The 23,069-nt window shown below is 73.9% G+C and carries 22 protein-coding genes; 8 read left to right on the top strand and 14 right to left on the bottom strand.

From position 1 onward, the window contains the following. Positions 1-85: 85 nt before the first annotated feature. From OU787_RS24870 to OU787_RS24845, 6 genes are all read right to left on the bottom strand, one after another. Positions 86-2,008 (bottom strand): outer membrane protein assembly factor BamB family protein, encoded by a 1,923-nt coding sequence (locus OU787_RS24870; RefSeq protein WP_268660576.1) that lies wholly within the window; start codon positions 2,006-2,008, stop codon positions 86-88. 122 nt (positions 2,009-2,130) lie between these two features. Next, the gene (locus OU787_RS24865) at positions 2,131-2,427 is read right to left on the bottom strand and encodes a 4a-hydroxytetrahydrobiopterin dehydratase (RefSeq protein ID WP_030461158.1); all 297 of its coding nucleotides are present in this window, start codon (positions 2,425-2,427) and stop codon (positions 2,131-2,133) included. Between the two features lie 137 nt (positions 2,428-2,564). Beyond that, positions 2,565-3,332: a sulfite exporter TauE/SafE family protein gene (locus tag OU787_RS24860; protein WP_030461157.1), complete on the bottom strand. Its 768-nt coding sequence runs from the start codon at positions 3,330-3,332 to the stop codon at positions 2,565-2,567. A gap of 247 nt (positions 3,333-3,579) precedes the next feature. After that, a complete protein-coding gene (locus OU787_RS24855; protein ID WP_030461156.1) occupies positions 3,580-4,605 on the bottom strand; it encodes an SPFH domain-containing protein in 1,026 nt (341 codons plus the stop codon). Between the two features lie 10 nt (positions 4,606-4,615). Further along, complete coding sequence (locus tag OU787_RS24850; protein ID WP_030461155.1) at positions 4,616-5,050, bottom strand: NfeD family protein; 435 nt, start codon at positions 5,048-5,050, stop codon at positions 4,616-4,618. Positions 5,051-5,153: 103 nt separating this feature from the next. After that, on the bottom strand, positions 5,154-5,945 hold the full coding sequence (locus OU787_RS24845; RefSeq protein WP_268660575.1) for an ABC transporter ATP-binding protein: 792 nt from the start codon (positions 5,943-5,945) through the stop codon (positions 5,154-5,156). Positions 5,946-6,077: 132 nt separating this feature from the next. Between OU787_RS24845 and OU787_RS24840 the strand changes: the two genes are divergently transcribed. Next, entirely contained in the window at positions 6,078-6,878 is an 801-nt protein-coding gene (locus tag OU787_RS24840; protein WP_030461153.1) for a hypothetical protein, read from the top strand. A gap of 20 nt (positions 6,879-6,898) precedes the next feature. Here the strand turns inward: OU787_RS24840 and OU787_RS24835 are convergent, their stop codons facing one another. From OU787_RS24835 to OU787_RS24825, 3 genes are all read right to left on the bottom strand, one after another. Continuing rightward, on the bottom strand, positions 6,899-7,543 hold the full coding sequence (locus OU787_RS24835) for a response regulator (RefSeq protein ID WP_030461152.1): 645 nt from the start codon (positions 7,541-7,543) through the stop codon (positions 6,899-6,901). Beyond that, positions 7,536-8,675, bottom strand: a complete 1,140-nt coding sequence (locus OU787_RS24830; protein WP_030461151.1) for a GAF domain-containing sensor histidine kinase — start codon at positions 8,673-8,675, stop codon at positions 7,536-7,538. The genes OU787_RS24835 and OU787_RS24830 overlap by 8 nt, the downstream gene beginning before the upstream one ends. Positions 8,676-8,805: 130 nt before the next feature. Continuing rightward, a complete protein-coding gene (locus OU787_RS24825) occupies positions 8,806-11,526 on the bottom strand; it encodes an FHA domain-containing protein (RefSeq protein ID WP_268660574.1) in 2,721 nt (906 codons plus the stop codon). A gap of 235 nt (positions 11,527-11,761) precedes the next feature. Between OU787_RS24825 and serB the strand changes: the two genes are divergently transcribed. Further along, the gene (gene serB / locus OU787_RS24820; protein ID WP_030461149.1) at positions 11,762-13,024 is read left to right on the top strand and encodes a phosphoserine phosphatase SerB; all 1,263 of its coding nucleotides are present in this window, start codon (positions 11,762-11,764) and stop codon (positions 13,022-13,024) included. A gap of 11 nt (positions 13,025-13,035) precedes the next feature. Here serB and OU787_RS24815 read toward each other — a convergent pair whose 3' ends face one another. The 3 genes from OU787_RS24815 to OU787_RS24805 all read right to left on the bottom strand — a co-directional run bounded on the left by OU787_RS24815 (position 13,036) and on the right by OU787_RS24805 (position 15,126). Beyond that, positions 13,036-13,563, bottom strand: a complete 528-nt coding sequence (locus OU787_RS24815; protein WP_030461148.1) for a SixA phosphatase family protein — start codon at positions 13,561-13,563, stop codon at positions 13,036-13,038. Between the two features lie 101 nt (positions 13,564-13,664). Continuing rightward, entirely contained in the window at positions 13,665-13,787 is a 123-nt protein-coding gene (locus tag OU787_RS24810; RefSeq protein ID WP_255358097.1) for an SGM_5486 family transporter-associated protein, read from the bottom strand. A gap of 10 nt (positions 13,788-13,797) precedes the next feature. Next, positions 13,798-15,126 carry a CynX/NimT family MFS transporter gene (locus tag OU787_RS24805; RefSeq protein WP_268660573.1) on the bottom strand — a complete coding sequence of 443 codons (1,329 nt, stop codon included), beginning with the start codon at positions 15,124-15,126 and terminating at the stop codon, positions 13,798-13,800. 77 nt (positions 15,127-15,203) lie between these two features. Here OU787_RS24805 and OU787_RS24800 point away from each other — a divergent pair, with 77 nt between their 5' ends. Then, positions 15,204-15,878, top strand: a complete 675-nt coding sequence (locus tag OU787_RS24800) for a FadR/GntR family transcriptional regulator (RefSeq protein ID WP_030461146.1) — start codon at positions 15,204-15,206, stop codon at positions 15,876-15,878. Between the two features lie 90 nt (positions 15,879-15,968). Here the strand turns inward: OU787_RS24800 and fabI are convergent, their stop codons facing one another. Then, a complete protein-coding gene (gene fabI / locus OU787_RS24795) occupies positions 15,969-16,736 on the bottom strand; it encodes an enoyl-ACP reductase FabI (RefSeq protein WP_030461145.1) in 768 nt (255 codons plus the stop codon). Between the two features lie 2 nt (positions 16,737-16,738). Then, positions 16,739-17,458: a 3-oxoacyl-[acyl-carrier-protein] reductase gene (gene fabG / locus OU787_RS24790; protein ID WP_030461144.1), complete on the bottom strand. Its 720-nt coding sequence runs from the start codon at positions 17,456-17,458 to the stop codon at positions 16,739-16,741. A gap of 254 nt (positions 17,459-17,712) precedes the next feature. Here fabG and OU787_RS24785 point away from each other — a divergent pair, with 254 nt between their 5' ends. The 5 genes from OU787_RS24785 (at position 17,713) to OU787_RS24765 (ending at position 22,996) form a co-directional block, all read left to right on the top strand. Further along, positions 17,713-18,843, top strand: a complete 1,131-nt coding sequence (locus OU787_RS24785; protein ID WP_268660572.1) for an MBL fold metallo-hydrolase — start codon at positions 17,713-17,715, stop codon at positions 18,841-18,843. 136 nt (positions 18,844-18,979) lie between these two features. Further along, positions 18,980-20,545, top strand: coding sequence for a TldD/PmbA family protein (locus OU787_RS24780; protein WP_268660571.1), 1,566 nt, complete (start codon positions 18,980-18,982; stop codon positions 20,543-20,545). After that, positions 20,545-21,939: a metallopeptidase TldD-related protein gene (locus OU787_RS24775; protein WP_268660570.1), complete on the top strand. Its 1,395-nt coding sequence runs from the start codon at positions 20,545-20,547 to the stop codon at positions 21,937-21,939. The genes OU787_RS24780 and OU787_RS24775 overlap by 1 nt, the downstream gene beginning before the upstream one ends. A gap of 26 nt (positions 21,940-21,965) precedes the next feature. Continuing rightward, entirely contained in the window at positions 21,966-22,514 is a 549-nt protein-coding gene (locus OU787_RS24770; RefSeq protein ID WP_268660569.1) for an RNA 2'-phosphotransferase, read from the top strand. 131 nt (positions 22,515-22,645) lie between these two features. Then, positions 22,646-22,996: a DUF3099 domain-containing protein gene (locus tag OU787_RS24765; protein ID WP_030461139.1), complete on the top strand. Its 351-nt coding sequence runs from the start codon at positions 22,646-22,648 to the stop codon at positions 22,994-22,996. Positions 22,997-23,069: the final 73 nt, after the last annotated feature.

Here is a 23,069-nt window from a genome sequence, read left to right as displayed (position 1 = left end):
CAGGGGACAGGTCGGGCCCGTCGTCATTGCACGGACCGCACGGACCGCACGAACCGCACGGGGCCGGAGCCGGGGCGGGGGCGGGTCAGCCCTTGCTGCTGAAGGCGGTGGCCACGCCGTAGTTGGAGGCGTGCTCGGGGACGGCCACCAGGTGTCCGGAGGCGGTGCGCACCCGGCCGGCCGTGAGCAGCGAGCCGGTGCCCTGCGGGAAGGCGCCGCCCTGGGTCTCCTGGCCGCCGGCCAGGGCGAAGCGGCTGAGGTGGGCGGGCTGGTCGCCGCGTTCGTCGGCGGCGGCCACCAGGCCGCCGGCGTCGACCCCGATCGGGCGGGCCTTGCTCTTCTCGGCGACGGGGGTGCGCCACTGCGGCTTGCCGGTGGCGAGGTCGTACGCGGTGATCGCGGTGGGGTTGCCGCCGCCGTCGGGGACGACCGCGGCGAACATGGTGCTGCCCTGGAAGTACACGGCGGGGACGGGGTCGAAGCTGCCGTGGCCGACGTCCAGCCGGCCGCCGCCCTCGACGGCCACCGGGATCTCCGCCGCCGGGTCGCCCTCCGCGCCCCAGGCGAACACCCGGTCGTCGGCGGGCTTCTCGCCGGTGGTGAGCACCACGGCGGGTTCGGCGGAGAGCACGGTGACGGTGGTGGGCTGGTTGTTCAGGCCCCGCCAGAACTTGACCTTGCCGTCGGAGACGTTGAGCGCGACGGCCTGGTCGGCGGGCGTGGAGTCGGCGCAGCGGCTGTGCAGCACCACGACGGAGGCGCCGGCGTTGCCGGACAGCGTGCAGAACTTGCCCTGGCCGGTGTACTGCCAGGCTTCGGCGCCGTCGGCGGCGGCCCAGGCGGACGCCTTGTCGTCGCCGACCGCGACGACCTTGTCGTCGGTGACGGCGACGTGGGTGGTGTAGCTGTCCTTGGCGTCGGACAGGGTCTTCGTCCAGACCGCCTGGCCGGACTTGGTGTCGACGGCGGCGACGGTGCTGCAGGGGCTCTTCGGGTCGGCGGCTGGGCGGTAGGCGACCGCCCCGAGGCCGGCGGCGTTGACGGCCGGGGACAGGCCGCAGGGGACGGCGCCGTCGGCGGGGGCCTTGAGCGTCCAGGTGGGCTTGCCGTCGGCGAGGGCGTAGGCGTGCACGCCCGTCCCGTCGGCGCGGACCACGCTGTCGGCCAGCAGCCAGCTGCCGACCAGGGTGTCGTCGGCGCCCTGGGCCCCGGCAGCGGCCTGGTCGGCGGGCACCGTCCAGGACTTGGTGTGGGCGACGGCGATGTTCTGCGAACTGCCCTGGGGGCTCTGGGCCGCGGGCTTGTCACCGTCGTCGGACATGGCGAGCACGCCGGCGGTGACCAGTACGGCCAGCGCGGCGACGCCCGCGCCGACCCGGATCGCCAGGCCGCGGCGGCTGGGTGCGCCCTCGCCGGAGAGCACCGCGGCGCGGGCCTTGGCGGCGAAGCCGCCGGCGGCGGGGCGCTCCCGGCCGGAGCCGGTGTCGCCGTCGGCCGGGTCGGTGGCGGAGCCGGCCAGCACGCCGGTGCCGCCGGGGGCGAACGGGTCCTCGGCGCTGGTCTGCGGGTAGTCGGCGGCGGCGGCCGGGGCGGGCGCGGCGGCCGGCTGCCCGTACGGGTCCTGGTGGCCGGCCGGCTCGGTGGCGGGGGGCGCGTAGAGCTGCTGGGCGGACGGGTCCTGGTAGCCGTTCTGCTGCTCGGCGTAGCCCTGCTGCTGCGGGTCGGCGTACGCCTGCTGCTGCTCGGGGTAGCCGTAGGACGGCTGCTGCGGGTCCTGGTAGGTCTCCTGGTAGCCGTAGGACGGCTGCTGCTGCGGGAAGGGCGGCTGCCCGTACGCCTGCTGCTGGTCCGGGTAGCCGTAGGACGGCTGTTGCGGGTCCTGGTAGGTCTCCTGGTAGCCGTAGCCCTGCTGCCCGTACGCCTGCTGCTCCGGGTAGCCCTGCTGCTGGGGCTGGGGGTACCAGGGCTGCTGGTCGTACCCGGGGGTCGTGGGAGGTTCCTGAGCCATGCGTTCCGTCCGTCCCGACTGCGGTCTGGCAAGGGGCCAGCATCTCACGGCGCGGGAACGGGTTTTGCCGGGGCTTTGCGCGGGGTTCGGGGTCGGGCGGGGTGCTGCGGGGGCGGCCGGGGTCAGGCGGCGTCGTCGAGGGCGCGGTCGATCAGGTGGGCGACCGTGATGTCGAGGCTGGTCAGGCCGCCGGAGCTGTGGGTGGTGAGCAGGAAGGTGAGGGTGCGCCAGCGGATGTCGATGTCGGGGTGGTGGTCGAGCGCCTCGGCCTGTTCGGCGACGGCGTCGACGACCTTGATCGCGGTGGGGAAGCTCGCGGTCTCGGCGGTGCGGGTGATGGCTTCGCCGGTGCGGGTCCACTGCGGGAGGTCGGCGAGGGCGTTGGCGATCTGCTCCTCGCTGAGGCGGGTGCGGCTCATGGCGGTCTCCGTCCTGGCTGCGGCCGCGGGGGCGGCCGTCACCGCCGAGCCTACGTCGCGCGGGGCGGCCCGTCGGGTCCGCGGACCGCAGGTCGGCCTGCGGTCCGCACGGCGTGCGGGCGGCCCGGCGGGGACGGTCAGAAGAACAGCAGCTTGGTGACGGCGGCCAGGCCGACCAGCACGATCAGGCCGCGCAGCGCGATCGGCGGGAGGCGGCGGCCGACCTTGGCGCCGAGCACGCCGCCGAGGGTGGCGCCGGCGGCGATCAGCAGGGCGGCGGTCCAGTCGATGTGCGAGGTGAAGAGGAAGAAGAGGGCGGCGACGCCGTTGACGATCACGGCGAGGACGTTCTTGATCCCGTTGATCGTCTGCAGGTCGTCGGGGAGCAGCATGCCCATCAGGGCGAGCAGCAGGACGCCCTGGGCGGCGCCGAAGTAGCCGCCGTAGACGCCGGTGAGGCCGATGCAGAACAGCAGCGGCCAGCCGCCGTCGGTGGCGGGGGCGGCGGTGCCGGCGGCCCGGCGGGCGGCCATCGCGCGGGCCACCCGGGGTTGCAGGACGACCAGGACGAGGGCGGTGAGGATCAGGACCGGGACGACGGCCTCGAAGGCGCTGCCGGGAAGGGTGACCAGCAGGGCGGCGCCGGTGAGCCCGCCGAGCAGCGAGGCGGTGCCGAAGCGGAGCAGGCGGTGGCGCTGTCCGGCGAGTTCGGCCCGGTAGCCGATCGCGCCGGCCAGTGAACCGGGCACCAGGCCGAGCGAGTTGGAGACGTTGGCGGTGACGGGGGGCAGGCCGACGGCGAGCAGGACGGGGAAGGTGATCAGGGTGCCGGAGCCGACGATGGTGTTGATGGCTCCGGCCGCGATCCCGGCCAGCAGGACGGCGGTCATCTCCCACAGCGTCATTGGCTTCCCCCTCGTTGGCTGCTGTCATGCGCCGGTCGATCATGCCGGAGCGGTGCGCGGCTTGGCCAGGGTCGTCCGGACGGTGGACACGCGTTCCGCGATGCGGGAAACCCGGGCCGGGCGGCCCCGGCCCCGGCCCCGGCCCCGAACGCAGACGCGGACGCGGACGCAGACGCAGACACGGACGGGCCCCGGTCGACGCGGGGTCGGCCGGGGCCCGTCGGGGCGCTGCGGGTTGCTCGTCGGGTTACTCGTCGATCTTGGGGTACTCGCGGGTGGGCTCGACCCGGGGGCGGGCGGTCTTGTTCTCGGTGTCCACCGGGCGCGGGCCGGCGGCCGGGTCGACCGGGACGCGGGCGGCCGGCGGCGGGACGGCGGGGGCGGCCGGGGTGGCGCCGCCGCCGGTGACGCCCTGGAAGGCGCCGCCGAGGCCCTTGAGCGCGTCGCCGACCTCGCTGGGGATGATCCACAGCTTGTTGGCGTCGCCCTTGGCGAGCTCGGGCAGGGTCTGCAGGTACTGGTAGGCGAGCAGCTTCTGGTCGGCGTCGCCCTCGTGGATGGCCTCGAAGACGGTGCGGATCGCGGCGGCCTCGCCGTCGGCCTTCAGGACGGCGGCCTGCGCCTCGCCCTCGGCCTGGAGGACGGCGGCCTGCTTCTCGCCCTCGGCGCGCAGGATCTGGGCCTGCCGGGCGCCTTCGGCGGTGAGGATCGCGGCGCGCTTGTCGCGGTCGGCGCGCATCTGCTTCTCCATCGAGTCCTGGATGGAGGTCGGCGGCTCGATCGCCTTCAGCTCGACCCGGTTGACCCGGATGCCCCAGCGGCCGGTGGCCTCGTCCAGGACGCCGCGCAGGCCGGCGTTGATGACCTCGCGGGAGGTCAGGGTGGACTCGAGGTCCATCGAGCCGATGATGTTGCGCAGGGTGGTGACGGTGAGCTGCTCGATGGCCTGGATGTAGCTGGCCACCTCGTAGGTCGCGGCCCGCGGGTCGGTCACCTGGTAGTAGATGACGGTGTCGATGTTGACGACCAGGTTGTCCGAGGTGATGACGGGCTGCGGCGGGAACGGGACGACCTGCTCGCGCAGGTCGATCCGGTTGCGGATGGTGTCGATGAACGGGACCACGATGTTCAGGCCGGCGCTCAGGGTGCGGGTGTAGCGGCCGAAGCGCTCCACGATCGCCGCGCTGGCCTGCGGGATCACCTGGATCGTCTTGATCAGGGCGATGAAGGCCACCACGACCAGGACGATCAGGACGATGAGGACGGGTTCCAACGCTTCTCCCCTAGACGACCAGGGCGGTGGCGCCCTGGATTTCGACGACGTCGACCTGCTGCCCCGGCTCGAACACCGAGCCCGGGTGGAGCGCGCGGGCCGACCAGATCTCGCCGTTGAGCTTGATCCGTCCGCCCTCTCCCCCGTCGACTGTTTCCTGTACCACTGCGGTGGCGCCGGTCAGCGCCTCCACGCCCGTGCGGTAGCCCGGGCCCTTCTTGAGCTGGCGGTAGGCGATCGGGCGGACGAACACCAGCAGCGCGGCCGACACCCCGACGAACACCAGGAACTGCGGGACCGTGCCGCCGCCCAGACCGGCCGTCAGCGCGGCGGCGCCGGCGCCGACCGCGAACATGGCGAACTCGGGCATCGCGGTGACCACCAGCGGAATGCCCAGCGCGACGGCGAGCAGCAGCCACCAGATCCAGCTGTCCACGGGCTCCATCCTAGGGAAGTCGGGTCTCTCCCCGCGTAGCTTCCCGCAGGTGGGGCGGCGGAAACCGGCCGTGTGTACGACCGGTTCCCGCCGTTCGCCCCGGCGGCGCGATTCAGCCGAGCGGGAGGCCCTGCGCGGTCCACCGGTCGCCGCGCTGTTCGAGGGTCAGCGGCAGGCCGAAGCAGTGCGACAGGTTGCGGGCGGTGAGGGTGGTCTCGATCGGACCGGCCGTCATCACCTTGCCCTGACGGATCATCAGCACGTGGGTCATGCCGGGGACGATCTCCTCGACGTGGTGGGTGACCATCACCATGGACGGCGCGTACTCGTCCTGGGCGAGCGCGGCGAGGCGGCGGATCAGGTCCTCGCGGCCGCCGAGGTCGAGGCCCGCGGCGGGCTCGTCGAGCAGCAGCAGCTCGGGGTCGGTCATCAGGGCGCGGGCGATCAGGGTGCGCTTGCGCTCGCCCTCGGAGAGGGTGCCGAACTTGCGGCCGGTGAAGGCGGCCATGCCGAGCAGGTCGAGCAGCACCAGGGCGCGGGCCTCGTCCGGCTCCTCGTAGGTCTCCTTGCCGTGCACGGTCTGCCCGTACGCGGCGGTCAGCACCGTCTCCAGCACGGTCTGGCCGACCGGCAGCTTGTCGTACATCGCGGCACTGGCCAGGCCGATCCGGGCGCGCTGCTCGAACACGTCGACCTGGTCGAGCTTCTCGCCGAGCACCACGGCCTCGCCGGAGCTCGGGAACAGGTAGGCGCCGGCGATCTGGAGCAGCGTGGTCTTGCCCGCTCCGTTCGGGCCGAGCACCACCCAGCGCTCGCCCTCCTTGACCGACCAGGACACGTGATCGACGAGCGCGCGCCCCTCCCGGACCACGGAAACGTCCACCAGCTCCAGCACGTCGCTCATGCCTACGCCTTCCCCAAATGCAAGAATCCGGCCGTCCGTGGGACCTGGGCGTGAGGTCCTCGGGGTGCGGTCCACCTGTGTCAGGCCAAACCTACGCCACCCGCCCGGCGCGCTTGTCCGTAGGCTGGTCCGATGCTCGCCACTCCTGCCGACAATCCGTACCAAGAACCCCGTTCGGGGCGGCTCACCGCCTGGGGGAACGCGCTGCTGACCGGCGCCGCCTCCCCCGACGACGCGGCCGCCGCCGTCCAGGGCACCGACGACGCCCACCGGGTGACCGGCCTGCCCGGCGAGGCCCCGGACTCGCTGCACGGTCTGACCTGGGCGCTGGGACGGCTGCGCGTCATGGGCGCGAAGGGCTTTCGGCTCGCCCTCCCGGTGGCCGGGCACCCGCTCGGCCTGACCGGGCCGCCGGCCTTCAACTCGCTGGCGCTGGGCGCCGGCGAGGCCGTCCTGGCGGTCGGTGTCCCGTACGGGCTGGTGCCGGAGGTCGAGGTGTACGGGCCGGCCGGCGACCAGGGCGTGCGGGTGCTGTGGCAGTGCCTGCCGGTGAACGACGCGCTGCCCGCCGACGTGCCCTCGCTGGACGAGGCCGAGCGCGAACTCGCCGACGGGCTGCGGCAGGCCACCGCGGTGCTGGCCCGGCTGGACGTGGCCGGGGCCGGGCCGGAGACGCTGCGGGCGCTGGAGTCCTTCCGCCGGCGCGGCCACCGCGAGGCGCTGGCGCCCGGCTACCCGCAGCGCGCGGTGCGGGTGCTGGAGTCGGCCCGGCAGGTGTCCGCGCTGCTGCACATCGCCGCGGGCGGGCACGGGGCGGCGGTCTCCGCCTCCGAGATGGCCGCCCGGCGGGACGCCCTGGCCCCGCTGGAGCGCACCGCCCGGCGGGCCCAGGTGGCGGCGCACAACGCGGCCGTGGACGAGCGGCGGGGCTGAGCGGCGGGGCCGACGGGCGCTCAGCCCTGGTTGCGGACCGCCCACAGCGCGGCCTGGGTGCGGTCGGCGACGTCCAGCTTCATCAGGATGTTGGAGACGTGCGTCTTGACGGTCTTCTCCGACAGGTGCAGCGAGCGGGCGATCTCCCGGTTGGAGCGGCCGTCGGCGATGTGCGAGAGCACCTCGCGCTCGCGGTCGGTGAGGGTGCCGCCGCGGCCCTGCGGCGGGGCCGGGACGTCCTCGGCGAGCAGGGCGGCGGCGAGTTCGGGCTGGAGCAGCACGTGGCCGGCGTGCACCGAGCGGATCGCCCCGGCCAGCGCCTCCGGGTCGACGTCCTTGTACACGTAGCCGGCCGCGCCCGCGCGCAGCGCCGGGACCATGGTGCGGTGCTCGGTGAAGCTGGTGACGATCAGCACCCGGGCGGTGCTGCCGCGTTCGCGCAGCAGGCGCAGCGCCTCGATGCCGTCGACCTTGGGCATCTTGAGGTCCATCAGGACCACGTCGGGGGCGAGGTCGGCGGCCCGCTCGACGGCCTGCTCGCCGTCCGCGGCCTCGCCGACCACCTCGATGTCGTCCTGCACCTCCAGGAAGGTGCGCAGGCCGCGCCGGACCACCTGGTGGTCGTCCACCAGCAGCACGCGGATCGGTGACGCGGTGTCAGGCACCGGGGACCTCCAGTTCGACCAGGGTGCCCCGGCCCGGGGCGGACTCCAGGGACAGCCGGCCGCCGACCGCGGCGGCCCGGTCGCGCATCGACACCAGGCCGAGGTGCCGGCCGGCCCGGCGCACCGACTCCGGGTCGAAGCCGCGGCCGTCGTCGCGGACGGTCAGCTTCGCGCCGCGCGGCGGGGTGCCGGTGAGGGTGACCGTGACGCGGCCGGCGCCGGCGTGCCGCAGCGCGTTGTGCAGCGCCTCCTGGGCGACCCGCAGCACGGCCGCCTCCTGGGCGGCGGGCAGCGCGCGGACGCCGGTGGCGGTGAAGGCCACCGCGGCGCTGTGCGCCCGGTCCAGCACCTGGGCCTGCGAGGCGAGGGTGGCCACCAGGCCGTCCTCCTCCAGTGCGGCGGGGCGCAGTTCGACCACCACGGCGCGCAGTTCGTCGGCGGCCTCGGCGGCCAGCCGGGCCACCTCGGCGAGGTTCTCGCGGGCCCGGGCCGGGTCGCGGTCGACCTGCTTGGCGGCGGCGCGGGCGGTCAGGCGCAGCGAGAACAGCTTCTGCGAGACGGCGTCGTGCAGGTCGTGGGCGATCCGGGCACGCTCGCCAGAGAGGGTGAGTTCGCGGCTGCGCTCGTAGAGCCGGGCGTTGCCGAGGGCGAGGGCGGCGTGCGCGACCAGGATCCGCAGCAGTTCCTCGTCGTGGTCGGTGAAGCCGCCGGGCTTGTTGGCCAGGAACAGGGCGCCGGCGATCTCGTCCTCGTCCATGATCGGCATCCCGAGGAAGTCGGTCATGTCCGGGTGGGCGTCCGGCCAGCCGCCGAAGGCGGGGGCGGTGCGGACGTCCGTCAGCCGGGTCGGTTCGCGGTCGTGCAGCATCGAGGCCAGCACGCCGTGCTGGCGGGGCAGCGGGCCGATCGCCCGCCACTGCTCGTCGCTCACCCCGTCGACCACGAACTGGGCGAACCCGCCGTGGTCGTCCGGCAGCCCCAGCGCGGCGTACTCGGCGCCCAGCAGGGTGCGGGCGGAGGCGGTGATCCGGCGCAGCACTTCCCGGACCTCCAGCGGCCGGGACATCGCCAGCACCGCGGCGCTGACCGCCTCGATCGCCTGCAACGACGGGTCGCACCCGGGACTGTCCATGCCGCCCACGCTACCGCCGCGGTCACGGCTGCCACCTCGGGCGGGAGACCTAGGGCGGAGGGCCCCGGTCCGGCGGCCCCGGGAACGCCGAAGGGCCCCCGGAGGGGCCCCTCGCCGTGCGCGCCGCGGGTCAGCCGTTCTGCATGACCTCGGGTTCGTGCCGCTTCTGGAAGCGCTGGACCGCCAGTCCGATGCCCACCGAGATGACGATCATGACGGTCCAGTTGAGGAACATCATGCCCGCGGAGTGGTCCCAGATGGAGTCCAGCGGGGGCGTCTCCGGGGGCTTGACCACCACCACGGGTGAGACGTGGGCGAGGTCGAGCGTGTTGCCGCTGGCGGCGACGCCCCAGCGGGCGGGCATCAGCCAGCCGAGCTGCTCGAGGCCGGGCTTGTCGAAGAGCTGGAAGATGGCGCCGGTGAAGACCATCTGGACGATGGCGAACATGACCAGCAGCGGCATGGTCTTCTCGGCGGTCTTGACCAGCGAGGAGATCGCCAGGCCCACCATCATCGAGGTGAAGCTGAGCAGGATCACGCCGACGGACATCTCGACCGCGGGCAGGTGCTTGAGGAGCAGGCCCTCGGCGGGGAGCTTGCGGACCTTGAAGGCGATCGCCGAGATGATGCCGCCCTGCAGGAAGCTGATCGCGCCGAGCACGATGAACTTCGAGGTCAGGTAGGCGGAGCGGGACAGGCCGGTGGCGCGTTCCCGTTCGTAGATCGCGCGTTCCTTGATGAGTTCGCGGACCGAGTTCGCCGAGCCGGACAGGCAGGCGGAGAACGCGACGACCATCAGGATCAGCCGGGCGATGTCGTTGCGGCCGCTGGCGCAGGGCGCCAGGCCGCACTTGCTGGGGATGACGGCGGAGACCGCGCCGAGCACCAGCGGGAGCAGCAGGGACAGCGCGATGAAGCCCTTGTCGGAGGCGATCACCGCCAGGTAGCGGCGGATCAGCGTCCACAGCTGGGAGCCCCAGCTCTGCGGCTTGGGCGGGCGCAGCTGGTTGAGCGCGTTGGGCTGCTGCACCTGGGAGACCGCGGCGTCCACGTTGGCCGAGTACTGCCGGTAGTGGACGGAGTTGCGGTAGCGGCCGGCCCAGTCGTGGTCCGGGTAGTTCTCGAACGCCTGGAAGACGTCGGCCCAGGTCTCGTAGCCGAAGAAGTGCAGGGCCTCGCCGGGCGGGCCGAAGTAGGCCACCGAGCCGCCGGGGGCCATCACCAGCAGCCGGTCGCAGAGCGCGAGTTCGGCGACCGAGTGGGTGACCACCAGGACGGTGCGGCCGTCGTCGGCGAGGCCGCGCAGGGTCTGCATGACCTCGCGGTCCATGCCCGGGTCGAGGCCGGAGGTGGGCTCGTCCAGGAAGATCAGCGAGGGCTTGGTGAGCAGCTCCAGGGCGACCGAGACGCGCTTCTGCTGGCCGCCGGAGAGCGCGGTGATCCGGTTGTCGGCGCGCTTGTCGAGGCGCAGCTCGTACAGCACCTCGTCGATCCGGCGGTCGCGCTCGGCGGCCTCGGTGTCGCCGGGGAAGCGCAGCCGGGCCGCGTACTTGAGGGCGGTGCGGACGGTGAGTTCCTTGTGCAGGATCTCGGACTGCGGGACCAGGCCGATCCGGGAGCGCAGTTCGGCGAACTGGCGGTACAGGTTGCGGCCGTCGTAGAGCACGTCGCCGCGGTCGGCGGGGCGGTAGCCGGTGAGGGCGCGCAGCAGGGTGGACTTGCCGGAGCCGGACGGGCCGATCACCGCGACCAGGGACTTCTCCGGGACGGAGAAGCTGACGTCGTTGAGCAGGACCTTCTTGCCGCCCTTGAACTCGACCTCGACGGTCAGGTGGTGGGCGGAGAAGGAGACCGCGCCGTCGTCGACGAACTCCTGGAGCTGGTCGCCGACCAGCACGAAGGAGGAGTGGCCGACGGTGAGCCGGTCCTGCGGGCCCATCAGCTGGCGGCGGGTGGGCTGGCCGTTGAGGAAGATCCCGTTGTGGCTGCCGAGGTCGACGATCTCCCAGCGGCCGTCCGGGAGCTGGCGCAGCTCGGCGTGGTGGCGGGAGACCTGGAGGTCGGAGACCACGATGTCGTTGTCGAGCGCGCGGCCGATCCGGATGGTGCGGCCGCCGGCCAGGCTGCGGATCATCGTCGGGTTGCCGAGCCCGCCGACCGGGGCGCCCGGCTGCTGCCCGCCCTGCTGCTGGTGCACCGGCTGCGGCTGCGCGGGCTGCTGCGGCGGGAACTGCTGCTGCACCGGCGGCTGCTGCTGGAACTGCGGCTGCGGCGGCTGGAACTGCTGCGGGGCCGGCGCGGCGACCTGCTGCTGCGGGAAGCCGGGGCGCGGGGTGGGTGCGTCCCAGCCCTGCGGGATCGGCTGCTCGACCGGCGGCGGCCGGTGGCCCTGCGCCGCGGCGGCCGGCCCGGGGCCGAACTGCTGCTGCTGGTACGGGGCCTGGCCCTGCTGCGGGCCGGGGGCCCGGCTGGTGGCGGCCTCGTGGATGCTGCCGCCCTGCGGGGCGGAGGCGGCGGCCGGCGCGGTGAAGGCGAGCCGGGGCCCGTTCTGGCCGTTGCCGAGGTGCACGACGGTGCCGGGGTGGACCGCGCTCTGGGCGACCCGGGCCCCGGCGACGAAGGTGCCGTTGGTGGAGCCGTGGTCGGTGAACTGCCAGGTGGCGCCGTCGAAGCTCAGGCTGGCGTGCCGCCAGGAGACCCTGGCGTCGTCGAACGGGAAGTCCGAGGCCGGATCACGGCCGATGGTGTAGGCACGGCCGGGTTCGAGTACCCGCTGCCGGCCGTCGATTTCTAGTACGAGTTGCGGCAACTCTCCGCCCGCCCCGCTCTCCGGTCCCCCAGGATGTTGCATCTGACGGGGGAATCATTCCAGCCCCGCCGGTGTACTCGGAAGTCGGGCCGGGCTTCTGTGACCGGTCGGCAACCAGGTCGGGACGGTGCCGGGGCCCGCGGCGGGGCTTCCCACGGGGCTCGGGCGGGGCCGCGGGCGGGTGCCGGGCGGGTGCCGGGCGGCGGCCCGGCGGGCGTCCCACCTCGCGGACGCCCGCGATCGGGACGGGGGCGGGCCGGGTAGCGTGGGGGGCACCATGAACGCAACTGATCCGGCCGCTCAGGCCCTTTCCGCCGCGCCGCCCGTGAGCACCGACGCCGAGCGCACGCTGCTGGTCAAGGTGTTCGGCAAGGACCGCCCCGGGATCACCGCGGGCCTGTTCGACCGGCTCGCCGGCTTCGACGTCGAGGTGATCGACATCGAGCAGGTGGTGACCCGTGGCCGGATAACGCTGTGCGCGCTGGTCACTCCCCCGGCCGCGCCGGGTGCCGAGGGCGCGCTGCGGGTGACGGTGCACCGCTGGGCGGAGGAGCACAAGCTCCAGGCCGAGATCATCTCCGGCACCGGCGACAACCGCTCGCGCGGCGAGGGCCGTTCGCACGTGACGGTGCTCGGCCACCCGCTGACGGCGGCCGCGGTGGCCGCGCTGTCGACCCGGGTCTCGGAGGCCGGCGGCAACATCGACCGGGTCTTCCGGCTCGCCAAGTACCCGGTGACGGCCGTGGAGTTGACCATCTCGGGGGTGCCGACCGAGGAGCTGCGCGCGGTGCTGGCGGTGGAGGCCGCGGTCCAGCGGGTGGACATCGCGGTGGTCCGGGCGGGCCTGCACCGGCGGGCCAAGCGCCTGGTGGTGATGGACGTGGACTCCACGCTGATCCAGGACGAGGTGATCGAGCTGTTCGCGGCCCACGCGGGCTGCGAGGAGCAGGTCGCCGCGGTGACCGCGCAGGCGATGCGCGGCGAGCTGGACTTCGCCGAGTCGCTGCGCGCCCGGGTGGCGCTGCTGGCCGGGCTGGACGCGGCGATCACCGAGAAGGTCCGCGCCGAGGTCCGGCTGACCCCGGGCGCCCGGACGCTGATCCGCACCCTGAAGCGGCTCGGCTACCAGGTGGCGATCGTCTCCGGCGGGTTCACCCAGGTCACCGACCACCTGGTGGAGCGCCTGGGCCTGGACTTCGCGGCCGCCAACACCCTGGAGATCGCGGACGGGAAGTTCACCGGCCGGGTGACCGGCGAGATCGTCGACCGGGCCGGCAAGGCCCGCTGGCTGGCCCGGTTCGCCGAGCGGGCCGGGGTGCCGCTGGAGCAGACGGTGGCGATCGGCGACGGCGCCAACGACCTCGACATGCTGAACGCGGCCGGTCTCGGCGTCGCGTTCAACGCCAAGCCGGTGGTCCGCGAGCAGGCCGACACCGCGGTGAACGTGCCGTTCCTGGACACCGTGCTGTACCTGCTCGGGGTGACCCGCGAGGAGGTCGAGGCGGCCGACGAGCTGGACGGCACGCCCACCGAGGACTGAACCGACGCGGATCAGTCCTGCGGCATGAAGTACGAGTCGAGCCGGGCCACTCCGGGCTCGACCAGCTTCCACGGGCCCCCGAAGCTGAGCACGGCGACCGCGGCGGGCGGGAAGCCGTTCAGGCGCAGCCGGTTGAGCGCCTCGGTGTCGCCCTCGTCGCCGGCCAGCACCTGGGTGAGGCCGAGCACGCCGGGGTTGTGGCCGACCAGCAGCAGGTCGGCGTGCTCGTCGGGGGTCTCCTGGATCACCTCGATCAGCCGGCCGGGCTGGGCCTCGTACACCCGGTCCTCGTAGACCGTCTTCCGGGCCCGCTTGGGCAGCTCGTGGGCGACCAGCTTCCAGGTCTCCCTGGTCCGCAGCGCGGTGGAGCACAGCACGTGGTCGGGGTTGACCCCGGAGTCCGCCAGCCAGCGGCCCGCGTCGACGGCCTGGCCGCGGCCGCGGTCGGCGAGCGGGCGGTCGTGGTCGCTGACCTGGTTGGGCCAGTCGGCCCGGGCGTGGCGGAGGACGATGATCCTACGAGGGGTGTCGGCGCTCATACCCCTAGAGCTTCGCAGAAAACCGCCGTCCGGTCGCGTGGTCCGGGAAGCTGCCACCCCTGCGGGTGGCGGTGCCTCCGGAGCCGCCCCGGGGCGGCGGTTCAGCCCATCGCCTGCGCCACCGTCGCCACGACGGCGATGACCACGACGATGGCGGCGATCAGGCCGAGCATCTGCAGCAGCTTCTTCTGCCCGCCCTGCGGGTTCGGGTCCAGTACTGGCATGGCGCCGAGCCTAACGGACGGCCTCGTCCTCGATGTGCCGGGCCCTGGCCGCGCGCAGGCCGACCAGCATCTGCGGCACCAGCAGCAGCGCGAGCAGGCCCAGCGGCAGGTACCAGCGGCCGGTGCTCTGGTAGAGCGCGCCCATCAGGATCGGGCCCGGGATGGAGATCAGGTAGCCCAGGCTCTGCGCGAACGCCGACAGCTGGGTCACCCCGCCCGGGGTGCGGGCGCGCAGGCCGAGCATGGTCAGCGCCAGCGGGAACGCGCACATCGACAGGCCGACCAGCACCGCCCACAGCCACGGCACGGTGCCGGCCGCGAACATCAGCCCGAGGAAGCCGGCGATCCCGGCCAGACCGAGCACCACCACGTACAGCCGCTGGTCGCCGCGCCGGGCGGCCAGGTTCGGCAGCAGGAAGGAGACCGGCACGCTGACCGCCATCACCAGGGCCAGCAGCACGCCGGACGCGGACTCCGAGACCCCGGCGTCGTGGTAGATCTTCGGCAGCCAGCCCATCGCGCTGTACGCGCTGGTGGACTGCAGGCCGAAGAACGCGGCCAGCGCCCACGCGGTGCGGCTGCGCAGGATCGGCAGCTTGACGTGCGCGGCCGCCGGGCCCGCCGCCGTCGTCGCGGTCGCCGTCGCCGTCGCCGTCGCCGGGCCGGACTTCTCCCGGCGGGCGAACAGCACCCCCAACCAGATCAGCAGCGCGACCACCGCGAGCAGGCCCCAGACGCCCAGGCCGAGCCGCCAGTCGCCGCCCATCGCGTTCGTCAGCGGCACGGTGGTGGCGGCGGCCAGCGAGGTGCCCACCGACAGCGACATCGAGTAGAGGCCGATCATCGGCGCCACCCGGTCCGGGAAGTACCGCTTGATCACCACCGGGATCAGCACGTTCGCCAGTGCCACCCCGGCCAGCGCCAGCGCGGTCAGCAGCAGGAACACCACGGCGGAGCCGGTGAACGAGCGGGCCAGCACGCCCGCCGCGATCGCGGCCATGGCGGCCGTCACCACGGCGATCGGCCCCGTCCGGCGGGCCAGGCCGGGGGCGCAGACGCCGAGCAGCGCGAAGCACAGCGGCGGCACTGCGGCCAGCAGGCCGGCCGTCGTGGCGCTCATCCCGAGCCCGTCGCGGACCGGGTCGAGCAGCGCGCCGAGGCTGGTGACCACGGGGCGCAGGTTCACTGCGGCGGCGGCCACCGCGACGGCGAGCAGGACGGCGGCGCCGTTGCGCACGGCGGCGGGGGCGACGGCCCCGGGGGTGGTCTTCTCGGTGGACGGGGCGGCGGGTGGGCGGCTCTCGGTCTCGGTGGCGGCGGGGTCTGCTGCGGTAGACATGGCGCAATCATAGAATCATGGGATGACTTACCGCACCCCGGTATCCTGATGACGTGGACCACAGAAGGAGCACGACCTTGGCGCTGTCGACCACCCGCCGCACCCCGCTCTCCGACCAGGTGATCGCCCAGCTCCGGGCCCAGATCACCTCCGGCGAGTGGCCGGTGGGTTCCCGCATCCCCACCGAAGCGGAGCTCGTCGACCAGCTCGGCGTGGCCCGCAACACCGTCCGCGAGGCCGTCCGGGCCCTCGCCCACAACGGGCTGCTCGACATCCGCCAGGGCTCCGGCACCTACGTCCTGGCCACCAGCGAGCTCGCGGGCGTCCTGCACCGCCGGTTCGCCGACGCCGACCAGGACCAGGTCGCCGAGCTCCGCTCCACCCTGGAGACCTCCGCCGCCGGCTTCGCCGCCCTCCGCCGCACCGCGCGCGACCTCGAACTCCTCGACGCCGCGCTCGCCCGCCGCGACGCCGCCTGGCACGCCGGCGTCCCCGAGGACTTCATCCAGGCCGACGCCGCCTTCCACCAGGCCGTGGTCGCCGCCGCCCACAACGACGTCCTGGCCGCCGTCTACGCCGACCTCGGCGAGGTCCTGCGCGCCCACCTGCGGCACGACGTCGGCCCCGACCTGCTCCCGCACCGCTGGGTTCCGCACGCCGCGATCCTCGACGCGATCCGGGCCGGCGACCCGGAGAAGGCCGCCGACGAGGCGGGCCGGGCGATCGGCTTCTGCAAGGCCGAGAACCGCTAGCCCCCGCGGGCGTTCCCGCACCCCGCGCCGCCGGAACGCCCGCGGGGCCCGGCGACGCGTGCGGTCACCGGGCCCCGCGGGGCGGAGCGCTTACGCCCCGATCGCGTGCAGGCCGCCGTCCACGTGGACGATCTCGCCGGTGGTCTTCGGGAACCAGTCGCTGAGCAGCGCGACGACGCCGCGGCCGGCCGGCTCCGGGTCGGTGAGGTCCCACTTGAGCGGGGAGCGGGAGTCCCAGGTCGCGGCGAGGTCCGGGAAGCCGGGGATCGACTTCGCGGCCATCGACCCGATCGGGCCGGCCGAGACCAGGTTGCAGCGGATGTCGCGCGAGCCCAGGTAGCGGGCCAGGTACCGGTTGGTCGACTCCAGGGCGGCCTTCGCCGGGCCCATCCAGTCGTACTGCGGCCAGGCGAACTGCGCGTCGAAGGTCAGGCCGACCACCGAGCCGCCGTCCTGCATCAGCGGGAGCAGCGCCGTGGTGAGCGACTTGAACGAGTACGCGGAGACGTGCATCGCGGTGGCCACGGACTCCCACGGGGTGTCCAGGAAGCTGCCGCCGAGGGCGTCCTGCGGCGCGAAGCCGATCGAGTGGACGATGCCGTCGAGGGTGGGCAGGTGCTCGCGGACCTGGTCGGCGATGCCGGCCAGCTGCTCCGCGTTGGAGACGTCGAGCTCCAGGACCTTGACGGGGTTGGGCAGCTTCTTGGCGATGCGCTCGGTGAGGCTGGGCCGGGGGAAGGCGGTGAGGATGATCTCGGCGCCCTGCTCCTGGGCCAGCTTCGCGGTGTGGAAGGCGATGGAGGACTCCATCAGCACGCCGGTGATCAGGATGCGCTTGCCTTCGAGAATTCCAGTCATGGTCAGTGACCCATGCCCAATCCGCCGTCGACGGGAACGACGGCTCCGGTGATGTACGCGGCCTCGTCGGAGGCCAGGAACCGCACGGCCGAGGCGATCTCGGCGGGGGCGGCGTAGCGGCCCAGCGGGACGCCGGAGACGATCTCCTGGCGGCGCTCCTCGCTGAGCACCGCCGTCATGTCGGTGTCGACGAAGCCGGGCGCCACCACGTTGACGGTGATGCTGCGGGAGCCGAGCTCGCGGGCCAGCGAGCGGGCGAAGCCGACCAGGCCGGCCTTGGAGGCGGCGTAGTTGGCCTGCCCGGCGGAGCCGCTGAGGCCGACCACCGAGGAGATCAGCACGACCCGGCCCTTGCGGGCCCGCAGCATCTTCGCCGCGGCGCGCTTGACGACCCGGAAGGTGCCGGTGAGGTTGGTGTCCAGGACGGAGCTGAAGTCGTCCTCGGACATCCGCAGCAGCAGGGTGTCCTTGGTGATGCCGGCGTTGGCGACCAGCACCTCGACCGGGCCGTGGGCGGCCTCGATCTCGGTGAAGGCGGCGTCGACCTGCGCGGCGTCGGTGATGTCGGCGCGGACGGCCAGCACGTCGTACTTGGCGAGTTCCGCCGGGACCTCGCCGCTCCGGCTGGTGATGGCGACCTTGTCGCCCGCCTCGGCGAAGCTCTGGGCGATGGCCAGGCCGATGCCCCGGTTACCTCCGGTGACCAGTACCGAGCGGCTCAAGGGTCCACCTCTTCTCTCGATGTGCGTACGTTGTGCGTCCGCGGCTGCGCGCGCAGTTCACCTGCGACGCTATCGGTAGGGTGCGAGCGCGGACGAAGCGGCCTCCGACAGGGGCGTCCGACGAGAACTGTCGCATCTCCACAATGGAGTCATCCAGGGGGCGGGGAACGCCGCGCAGGTCGCGGGCGTTGCCCCGAAGGTGTTCCGGAGAGCCCGGGGCGCCGATTCCGGGCGAGCCGATCGGAGCGGACGCAATGAGTGGTGCACACCCTGACCGGACCGGTCGCCGCAGGCTGGCGGCGCTGGCGGCGCTGGCCCTGGCGGGCGCGGCGGCGTGGGCGCTGCGCGAGGTGCCGGCCCAGTTCGGGCGCCGTCCGGACGCGTCGGACCTGCGGCTGCGGGCGTCCCCGCAGTACCGCGACGGGGTGTTCCACAACGCGCCGTCCGAGGTGTCCGCCGGGGCGCCGGGCCGGCCCGACTCGGCGACGCTGCGCCGGATGCTGTTCGAGAAGGAGGGCCGGGTGCCGACCGCGCCGGTGCCGCTGGCGGTGCCGGAGGTGTCCGGCGGGGCGTCCGAGGGCGTCGCGGTGACGTGGTTCGGGCACGCCTCGGCGCTGCTGGAACTGGACGGCTGCCGGGTGCTGGTGGACCCGATCTGGTCGGACCGCTGCTCGCCCTCGCAGCTGACCGGCCCGAAGCGGCTGCACCCGGTGCCGGTCGAGCTGGCCGAACTCCCGCAGGTGGACGCGGTGCTGATCTCGCACGACCACTACGACCACCTGGACATGGCCACCGTGCGCCGCCTGGTCGAGCTGCAGTCGGCGCCGTTCGCGGTGCCGCTGGGCATCGGCGGCCACCTGCGCCGCTGGGGCGTGCCGGAGCACCGGATCATCGAGCTGGACTGGGACGAGACCTGCACGCTCGGCGAGTTGACGCTGACGCTGACCGCCGCGCACCACTTCTCCGGCCGCAGCCTGGCCCGCAACACCACGCTGTGGGGCTCCTGGGTGGTGGCCGGCCCGGAGCGCAAGGTGTTCTTCACCGGCGACTCCGGCTACTTCGAGGGCTTCGCCCGGATCGGCGAGCAGCACGGCCCGTTCGACGCGGCGCTGATGGCGATCGGCGCGTACGACGACGCCTGGGCCGACATCCACCTGAACCCGGAGGAGGCGGTGCGGGCGCACCTGGAGCTGCGCGGCGGGCTGCTGCTGCCGATCCACTGGTGCACCTTCAACCTGGCGCCGCACCGCTGGGCCGAGCCGGTGGAGCGGCTGCTCGCGGAGGCCAAGGCCCAGGCCGTGCCGCTGGCCGTGCCGCGGCCGGGGCAGCGGGTCGAGGTGGCCAACCCGCCGGAGCTGGACGGCTGGTGGGAGGCCCTGGCGTGACGCCGTTCTGACGGGTCGTCAGCGCGGCGCGGCGAATATTGGCTGGCCGTACGCCCTGCGGCCGGGGATGATGCGAGCGGGTGCGCCCTCGGCCGGGGGCGGCCCGCCGCGTCCGACCCTCGACCCAGGGAGCCCGATGCCCCCCTCCGCGCTGGATCCTCAGTTCCTCTCCTACCCGTTGCGCCCGCTGGCGGACGCCGCCCTGTCGCGGGCCCGGCAGCTGGGGGTGTCGCACGCCGACTTCCGCCTGGAGCGGGTCCGTTCGGCGTCCTGGCGGCTGCGGGACGCCCGGCCCGCCGGCTCCTCGGACACGGTGCAGCTGGGCTTCGCCGTCCGGGTCCTGCTGGACGGCGCGTGGGGCTTCGCGGCCGGGGTCGACCTGACGCCGGAGGCGGCCGCGGCGGTGGCCGAGCAGGCGGTGGCGGTGGCCCGGCTGTCGGGCGGCATCAGCCGCGCCGCGGGCTCCGCCGAGCGGGTCGAGCTGGCCCCGGAGCCGGTGTACCCGGCCGCCGAGTGGGTCTCCGCGTACGAGGTGAACCCGTTCGACGTGCCGGACGCGGAGAAGACCGGCCTGCTGGCCGACTGGTCCGCCCGGCTGCTGGCCGCCGACGGCGTCTCGCACGTGTCGGCCGCGGTGCTGACGGTGCAGGAGAACAAGTTCTACGCGGACACCGCGGGCACCGTGACGACCCAGCAGCGGGTGCGCCTGCACCCCTGGCTGGAGGCCACCAGCGTGGACGAGCGCACCGGCGCGTTCGACTCGATGCGCACCATCGCCCCGCCCGCCGGCCGCGGCTGGGAATACCTTGTGGGGGCCCGGGGGTCATCCCCCGAAGATCGCAGCCTGCGCGGGGTCGGCTGGGACTGGGACGCCGAACTCGCCGAGCTGCCCGGGCTGCTGGCCGAGAAGATGCGGGCGCCGAGCGTCGCCGCGGGCCGCCACGACCTGGTGATCGACCCGTCCAACCTGTGGCTGACCATCCACGAGTCGATCGGCCACGCCACCGAGCTGGACCGCGCGCTCGGCTACGAGGCCGCCTACGCGGGCACCTCGTTCGCCACCTTCGACCGGCTGGGCAGCCTGAAGTACGGCTCCGAGCTGATGCACGTCACCGGCGACCGCACGGCCGAGCACGGCCTGGCCACCATCGGCTGGGACGACGAGGGCGTCGCCACCCAGTCCTGGGACCTGATCCGCGACGGCGTCCTGGTCGGCTACCAGCTCGACCGCCCGATGGCGAAGCTCAAGGGCTTCGAGCGCTCCAACGGCTGCGCCTACGCCGACTCCCCGGCGCACGTGCCGGTGCAGCGGATGGCCAACGTCTCGCTCCAGCCGGCCGCCGGCGGGCCGGACACCGCGGGCCTGGTCTCCCAGGTGGAGAACGGCCTGTACATCGTCGGCGACCGCTCCTGGTCGATCGACATGCAGCGCTACAACTTCCAGTTCACCGGCCAGCGCGCCTACGCGATCCGCAACGGCGAACTCGCCGGCCAGGTCAAGGACTTCGCCTACCAGGCCACCACCACCGACTTCTGGGGCTCGATGAGCGCCGTCGGCGGCCCGCAGACGTACGTGCTCGGCGGGGCCTTCAACTGCGGCAAGGCCCAGCCGGGCCAGGTCGCCGCGGTCAGCCACGGCTGCCCGTCCGCGCTGTTCCGCCAGGTCAACGTGCTCAACACCCAGCAGGAGGCGGGTCACTGATGTCCCTCACGCACCCCCACGAGCTGGTGGAACGCGCCCTCGAACTCTCCCGCGCGGACGGCTGCGTGGTGATCGCCGACGAGGAGTCCACCGCCAACCTGCGCTGGGCCGGCAACGGCCTGACCACCAACGGCGTCACCCGCGGCCGCCGCCTCACCGTGATCGCCACCGCGGACGGCGCCACCGGCACCGCCTCCGGCGTGGTCGCCCAGGAGGCCGTCACGCTCGACGGGGTCGAGCAGCTGGTGCGCGCCGCCGAGGCCGCCGCCCGGGCCGCCGAGCCCGCCGAGGACGCCCAGCCGCTGATCGCGGGCCGGGCCGCCGACCCGCGCTTCACCGAGGCCCCCGAGACCACCGACATCGGCGTGTTCACCGCCTTCGCGCCCGCCCTCGGCGAGGCCTTCGCCCGGGCCCGGGCGGGCGGCGAGCTGCTGTACGGCTTCGCCCGGCACGAGCGCACCACCTCCTACCTGGGCAGCTCCACCGGCCTGCGGCTGCGCCACGACCAGCCCACCGGCACCGTCGAGCTGAACGCCAAGACCGCCGACCTGTCCGCCTCCGCCTGGGCCGGCGCCGCCACCCGGGACTTCACCGACGTCGACGTCACCGCCCTGCACACCGACCTGACCCGCCGCCTCGGCTGGGGCCGCAAGCGGATCGACCTGCCCGCCGGCCGCTACGAGACGCTGCTGCCGCCGTCCGCCGTCGCCGACCTGATGGTCTACCTGTCCTGGTCGGCCGGCGCGCGGGACGCGGTGGAGGGCCGCTCGGTGTTCTCCAGGCCCGGAGGGGGCAGCCGGGTCGGGGAGCAGCTCAGCCCGCTGCCGCTGACCCTGCGCTCCGACCCGGCCGAGCCGGGCCTGCAGGCCGCCCCGTTCGTGCTCACGCACTCCTCGGGCGAGAACGACTCGGTGTTCGACAACGGCTCCCCGCTGGCCGCCACCGACTGGCTGCGCGAGGGCCGCCTGGCCAACCTGCTCACCACCCGGCACTCCGCGGGCCTGGCCGGCCTCCCGCTCACCCCGCCGGTCGACAACCTGGTGCTGGAGACCTCCGCCCCCGGCGCGCCGGGCCTGGACGAGATGGTCGCCCGCACCGAGCGCGGCCTGCTGCTCACCTGCCTCTGGTACATCCGCGAGGTCGACCCGGCCACCCTGCTGCTCACCGGCCTCACCCGGGACGGCGTCTACCTGGTCGAGAACGGCGAGGTGGTCGGCGCCGTCAACAACTTCCGCTTCAACGAGTCCCCGGTCGACCTGCTCGGCCGGATCACCGAAGTGGGCCGCACCGAACGCTGCCTGCCCCGCGAGTGGGGCGACTGGTTCACCCGGGCGGCGATGCCGCCGGTCCGGGTGCCCGACTTCAACATGAGCTCGGTCAGCCAGGCCTCCTGAGCCGACCGGAACCCGAGGGGGCCCCGATGGACGAGAAACGCACCGTGAAGACGTCGAAGATGCTCTCCCGCATCCTGCGGCACGACCCGGGCGCCGTCGGGGTCACCCTGGACGCGGCGGGCTGGGTGGAGGTCGACGCCCTGCTCGCCGCGCTGGCCCGGCACGGCCGCCCGCTGAGCCGCGCCGAGCTGGACCACGTGGTCGCCACCAACAACAAGCGCCGCTTCGCCTACTCCGAGGACGGCCGCTCGATCCGCGCCAGCCAGGGCCACACCGTCGAGGTCGACCTCGGCCTGCCCGCCGCCACCCCGCCGGACGTGCTCTTCCACGGCACCGCCGAGCGCACCCTGCGGTACATCCTGGCCGAGGGCCTGCGCCCGATGTCCCGGCAGGACGTGCACCTGTCCGCCGACACCGGGACGGCCGTCAAGGTCGGCTCCCGGCACGGCCGCCCCGTCGTCCTGGAGGTCGACGCGGCGGCGATGGCCCGGGACGGGCACGAGTTCCGGGTGTCCGCGAACGGCGTCTGGCTGACCGGCCCGGTCCCCGTCCAGTACCTGCGCCGCACGCCCTGAACCCCCGCCGGGCCCGGCCCGCGGCGCCCCGCCGGGCGCCGCGCCGGACCCGGGTGGGTCCGGTCGGCGTCAGCGGGGTTACCGTGGTCGACCGTAGGGCCGCACCGACCCGAGGAACGGATGGGGACGACATGCCCAAGAACGCGGACGACGGCCAGGTCTTCCGGATCACCGGGGCCCGCAGCAGCCTGAGCGAGGACGTCCGGGGGCGCCAGCGCCGCTACGTGGTCTCGATGCTGATCCGCACCGCGTGCGTCCTGCTCGCCGTCGTCCTCTGGGACGTCCAGCGCTGGCTGGCCTTCGCCGCGCTGGCCGGCGGCATCCTGCTGCCCTACTTCGCCGTCCTGATCGCCAACGCGGGCCGCGAGCGCGCCCCTGGCCTGCCGTCGACCTTCGCCTTCTCCCCCGACACGCCGCTGATGCTCGGCCCGGGCGGCACCGGGGGTCGCGGCGCGGGGGCCGAGAATCAGCCACAGGACTGAGAATCCCTCAAATCCACTGTCCGGTATGGCCGTTCATATGCCGCTATGACCGCCCGAAAGCTCAGACGATCCT

The sequence above is a fragment of the Kitasatospora sp. YST-16 genome (assembly GCF_026802215.1).
GTDB classification, from domain to species: Bacteria; Actinomycetota; Actinomycetes; order Streptomycetales; family Streptomycetaceae; genus Kitasatospora; species Kitasatospora cineracea.
Note: the sequence above shows the minus strand (reverse complement) of the source record. Positions and strands in the feature narration are given on the sequence as shown.

Coding starts and splice junctions, on each gene's coding strand:
- OU787_RS24870 (WP_268660576.1), bottom strand. CDS start 2,008: ATGGCTCAGGAACCTCCCACGACCCCCGGGTACGACCAGCAGCCCTGG.
- OU787_RS24865 (WP_030461158.1), bottom strand. CDS start 2,427: ATGAGCCGCACCCGCCTCAGCGAGGAGCAGATCGCCAACGCCCTCGCC.
- OU787_RS24860 (WP_030461157.1), bottom strand. CDS start 3,332: ATGACGCTGTGGGAGATGACCGCCGTCCTGCTGGCCGGGATCGCGGCC.
- OU787_RS24850 (WP_030461155.1), bottom strand. CDS start 5,050: ATGGAGCCCGTGGACAGCTGGATCTGGTGGCTGCTGCTCGCCGTCGCG.
- OU787_RS24845 (WP_268660575.1), bottom strand. CDS start 5,945: ATGAGCGACGTGCTGGAGCTGGTGGACGTTTCCGTGGTCCGGGAGGGG.
- OU787_RS24840 (WP_030461153.1), top strand. CDS start 6,078: ATGCTCGCCACTCCTGCCGACAATCCGTACCAAGAACCCCGTTCGGGG.
- OU787_RS24830 (WP_030461151.1), bottom strand. CDS start 8,675: ATGGACAGTCCCGGGTGCGACCCGTCGTTGCAGGCGATCGAGGCGGTC.
- OU787_RS24825 (WP_268660574.1), bottom strand. CDS start 11,526: ATGCAACATCCTGGGGGACCGGAGAGCGGGGCGGGCGGAGAGTTGCCG.
- serB (WP_030461149.1), top strand. CDS start 11,762: ATGAACGCAACTGATCCGGCCGCTCAGGCCCTTTCCGCCGCGCCGCCC.
- OU787_RS24815 (WP_030461148.1), bottom strand. CDS start 13,563: ATGAGCGCCGACACCCCTCGTAGGATCATCGTCCTCCGCCACGCCCGG.
- OU787_RS24810 (WP_255358097.1), bottom strand. CDS start 13,787: ATGCCAGTACTGGACCCGAACCCGCAGGGCGGGCAGAAGAAGCTGCTG.
- OU787_RS24805 (WP_268660573.1), bottom strand. CDS start 15,126: ATGTCTACCGCAGCAGACCCCGCCGCCACCGAGACCGAGAGCCGCCCA.
- fabI (WP_030461145.1), bottom strand. CDS start 16,736: ATGACTGGAATTCTCGAAGGCAAGCGCATCCTGATCACCGGCGTGCTG.
- OU787_RS24785 (WP_268660572.1), top strand. CDS start 17,713: ATGAGTGGTGCACACCCTGACCGGACCGGTCGCCGCAGGCTGGCGGCG.
- OU787_RS24780 (WP_268660571.1), top strand. CDS start 18,980: ATGCCCCCCTCCGCGCTGGATCCTCAGTTCCTCTCCTACCCGTTGCGC.
- OU787_RS24775 (WP_268660570.1), top strand. CDS start 20,545: ATGTCCCTCACGCACCCCCACGAGCTGGTGGAACGCGCCCTCGAACTC.
- OU787_RS24770 (WP_268660569.1), top strand. CDS start 21,966: ATGGACGAGAAACGCACCGTGAAGACGTCGAAGATGCTCTCCCGCATC.
- OU787_RS24765 (WP_030461139.1), top strand. CDS start 22,646: ATGCCCAAGAACGCGGACGACGGCCAGGTCTTCCGGATCACCGGGGCC.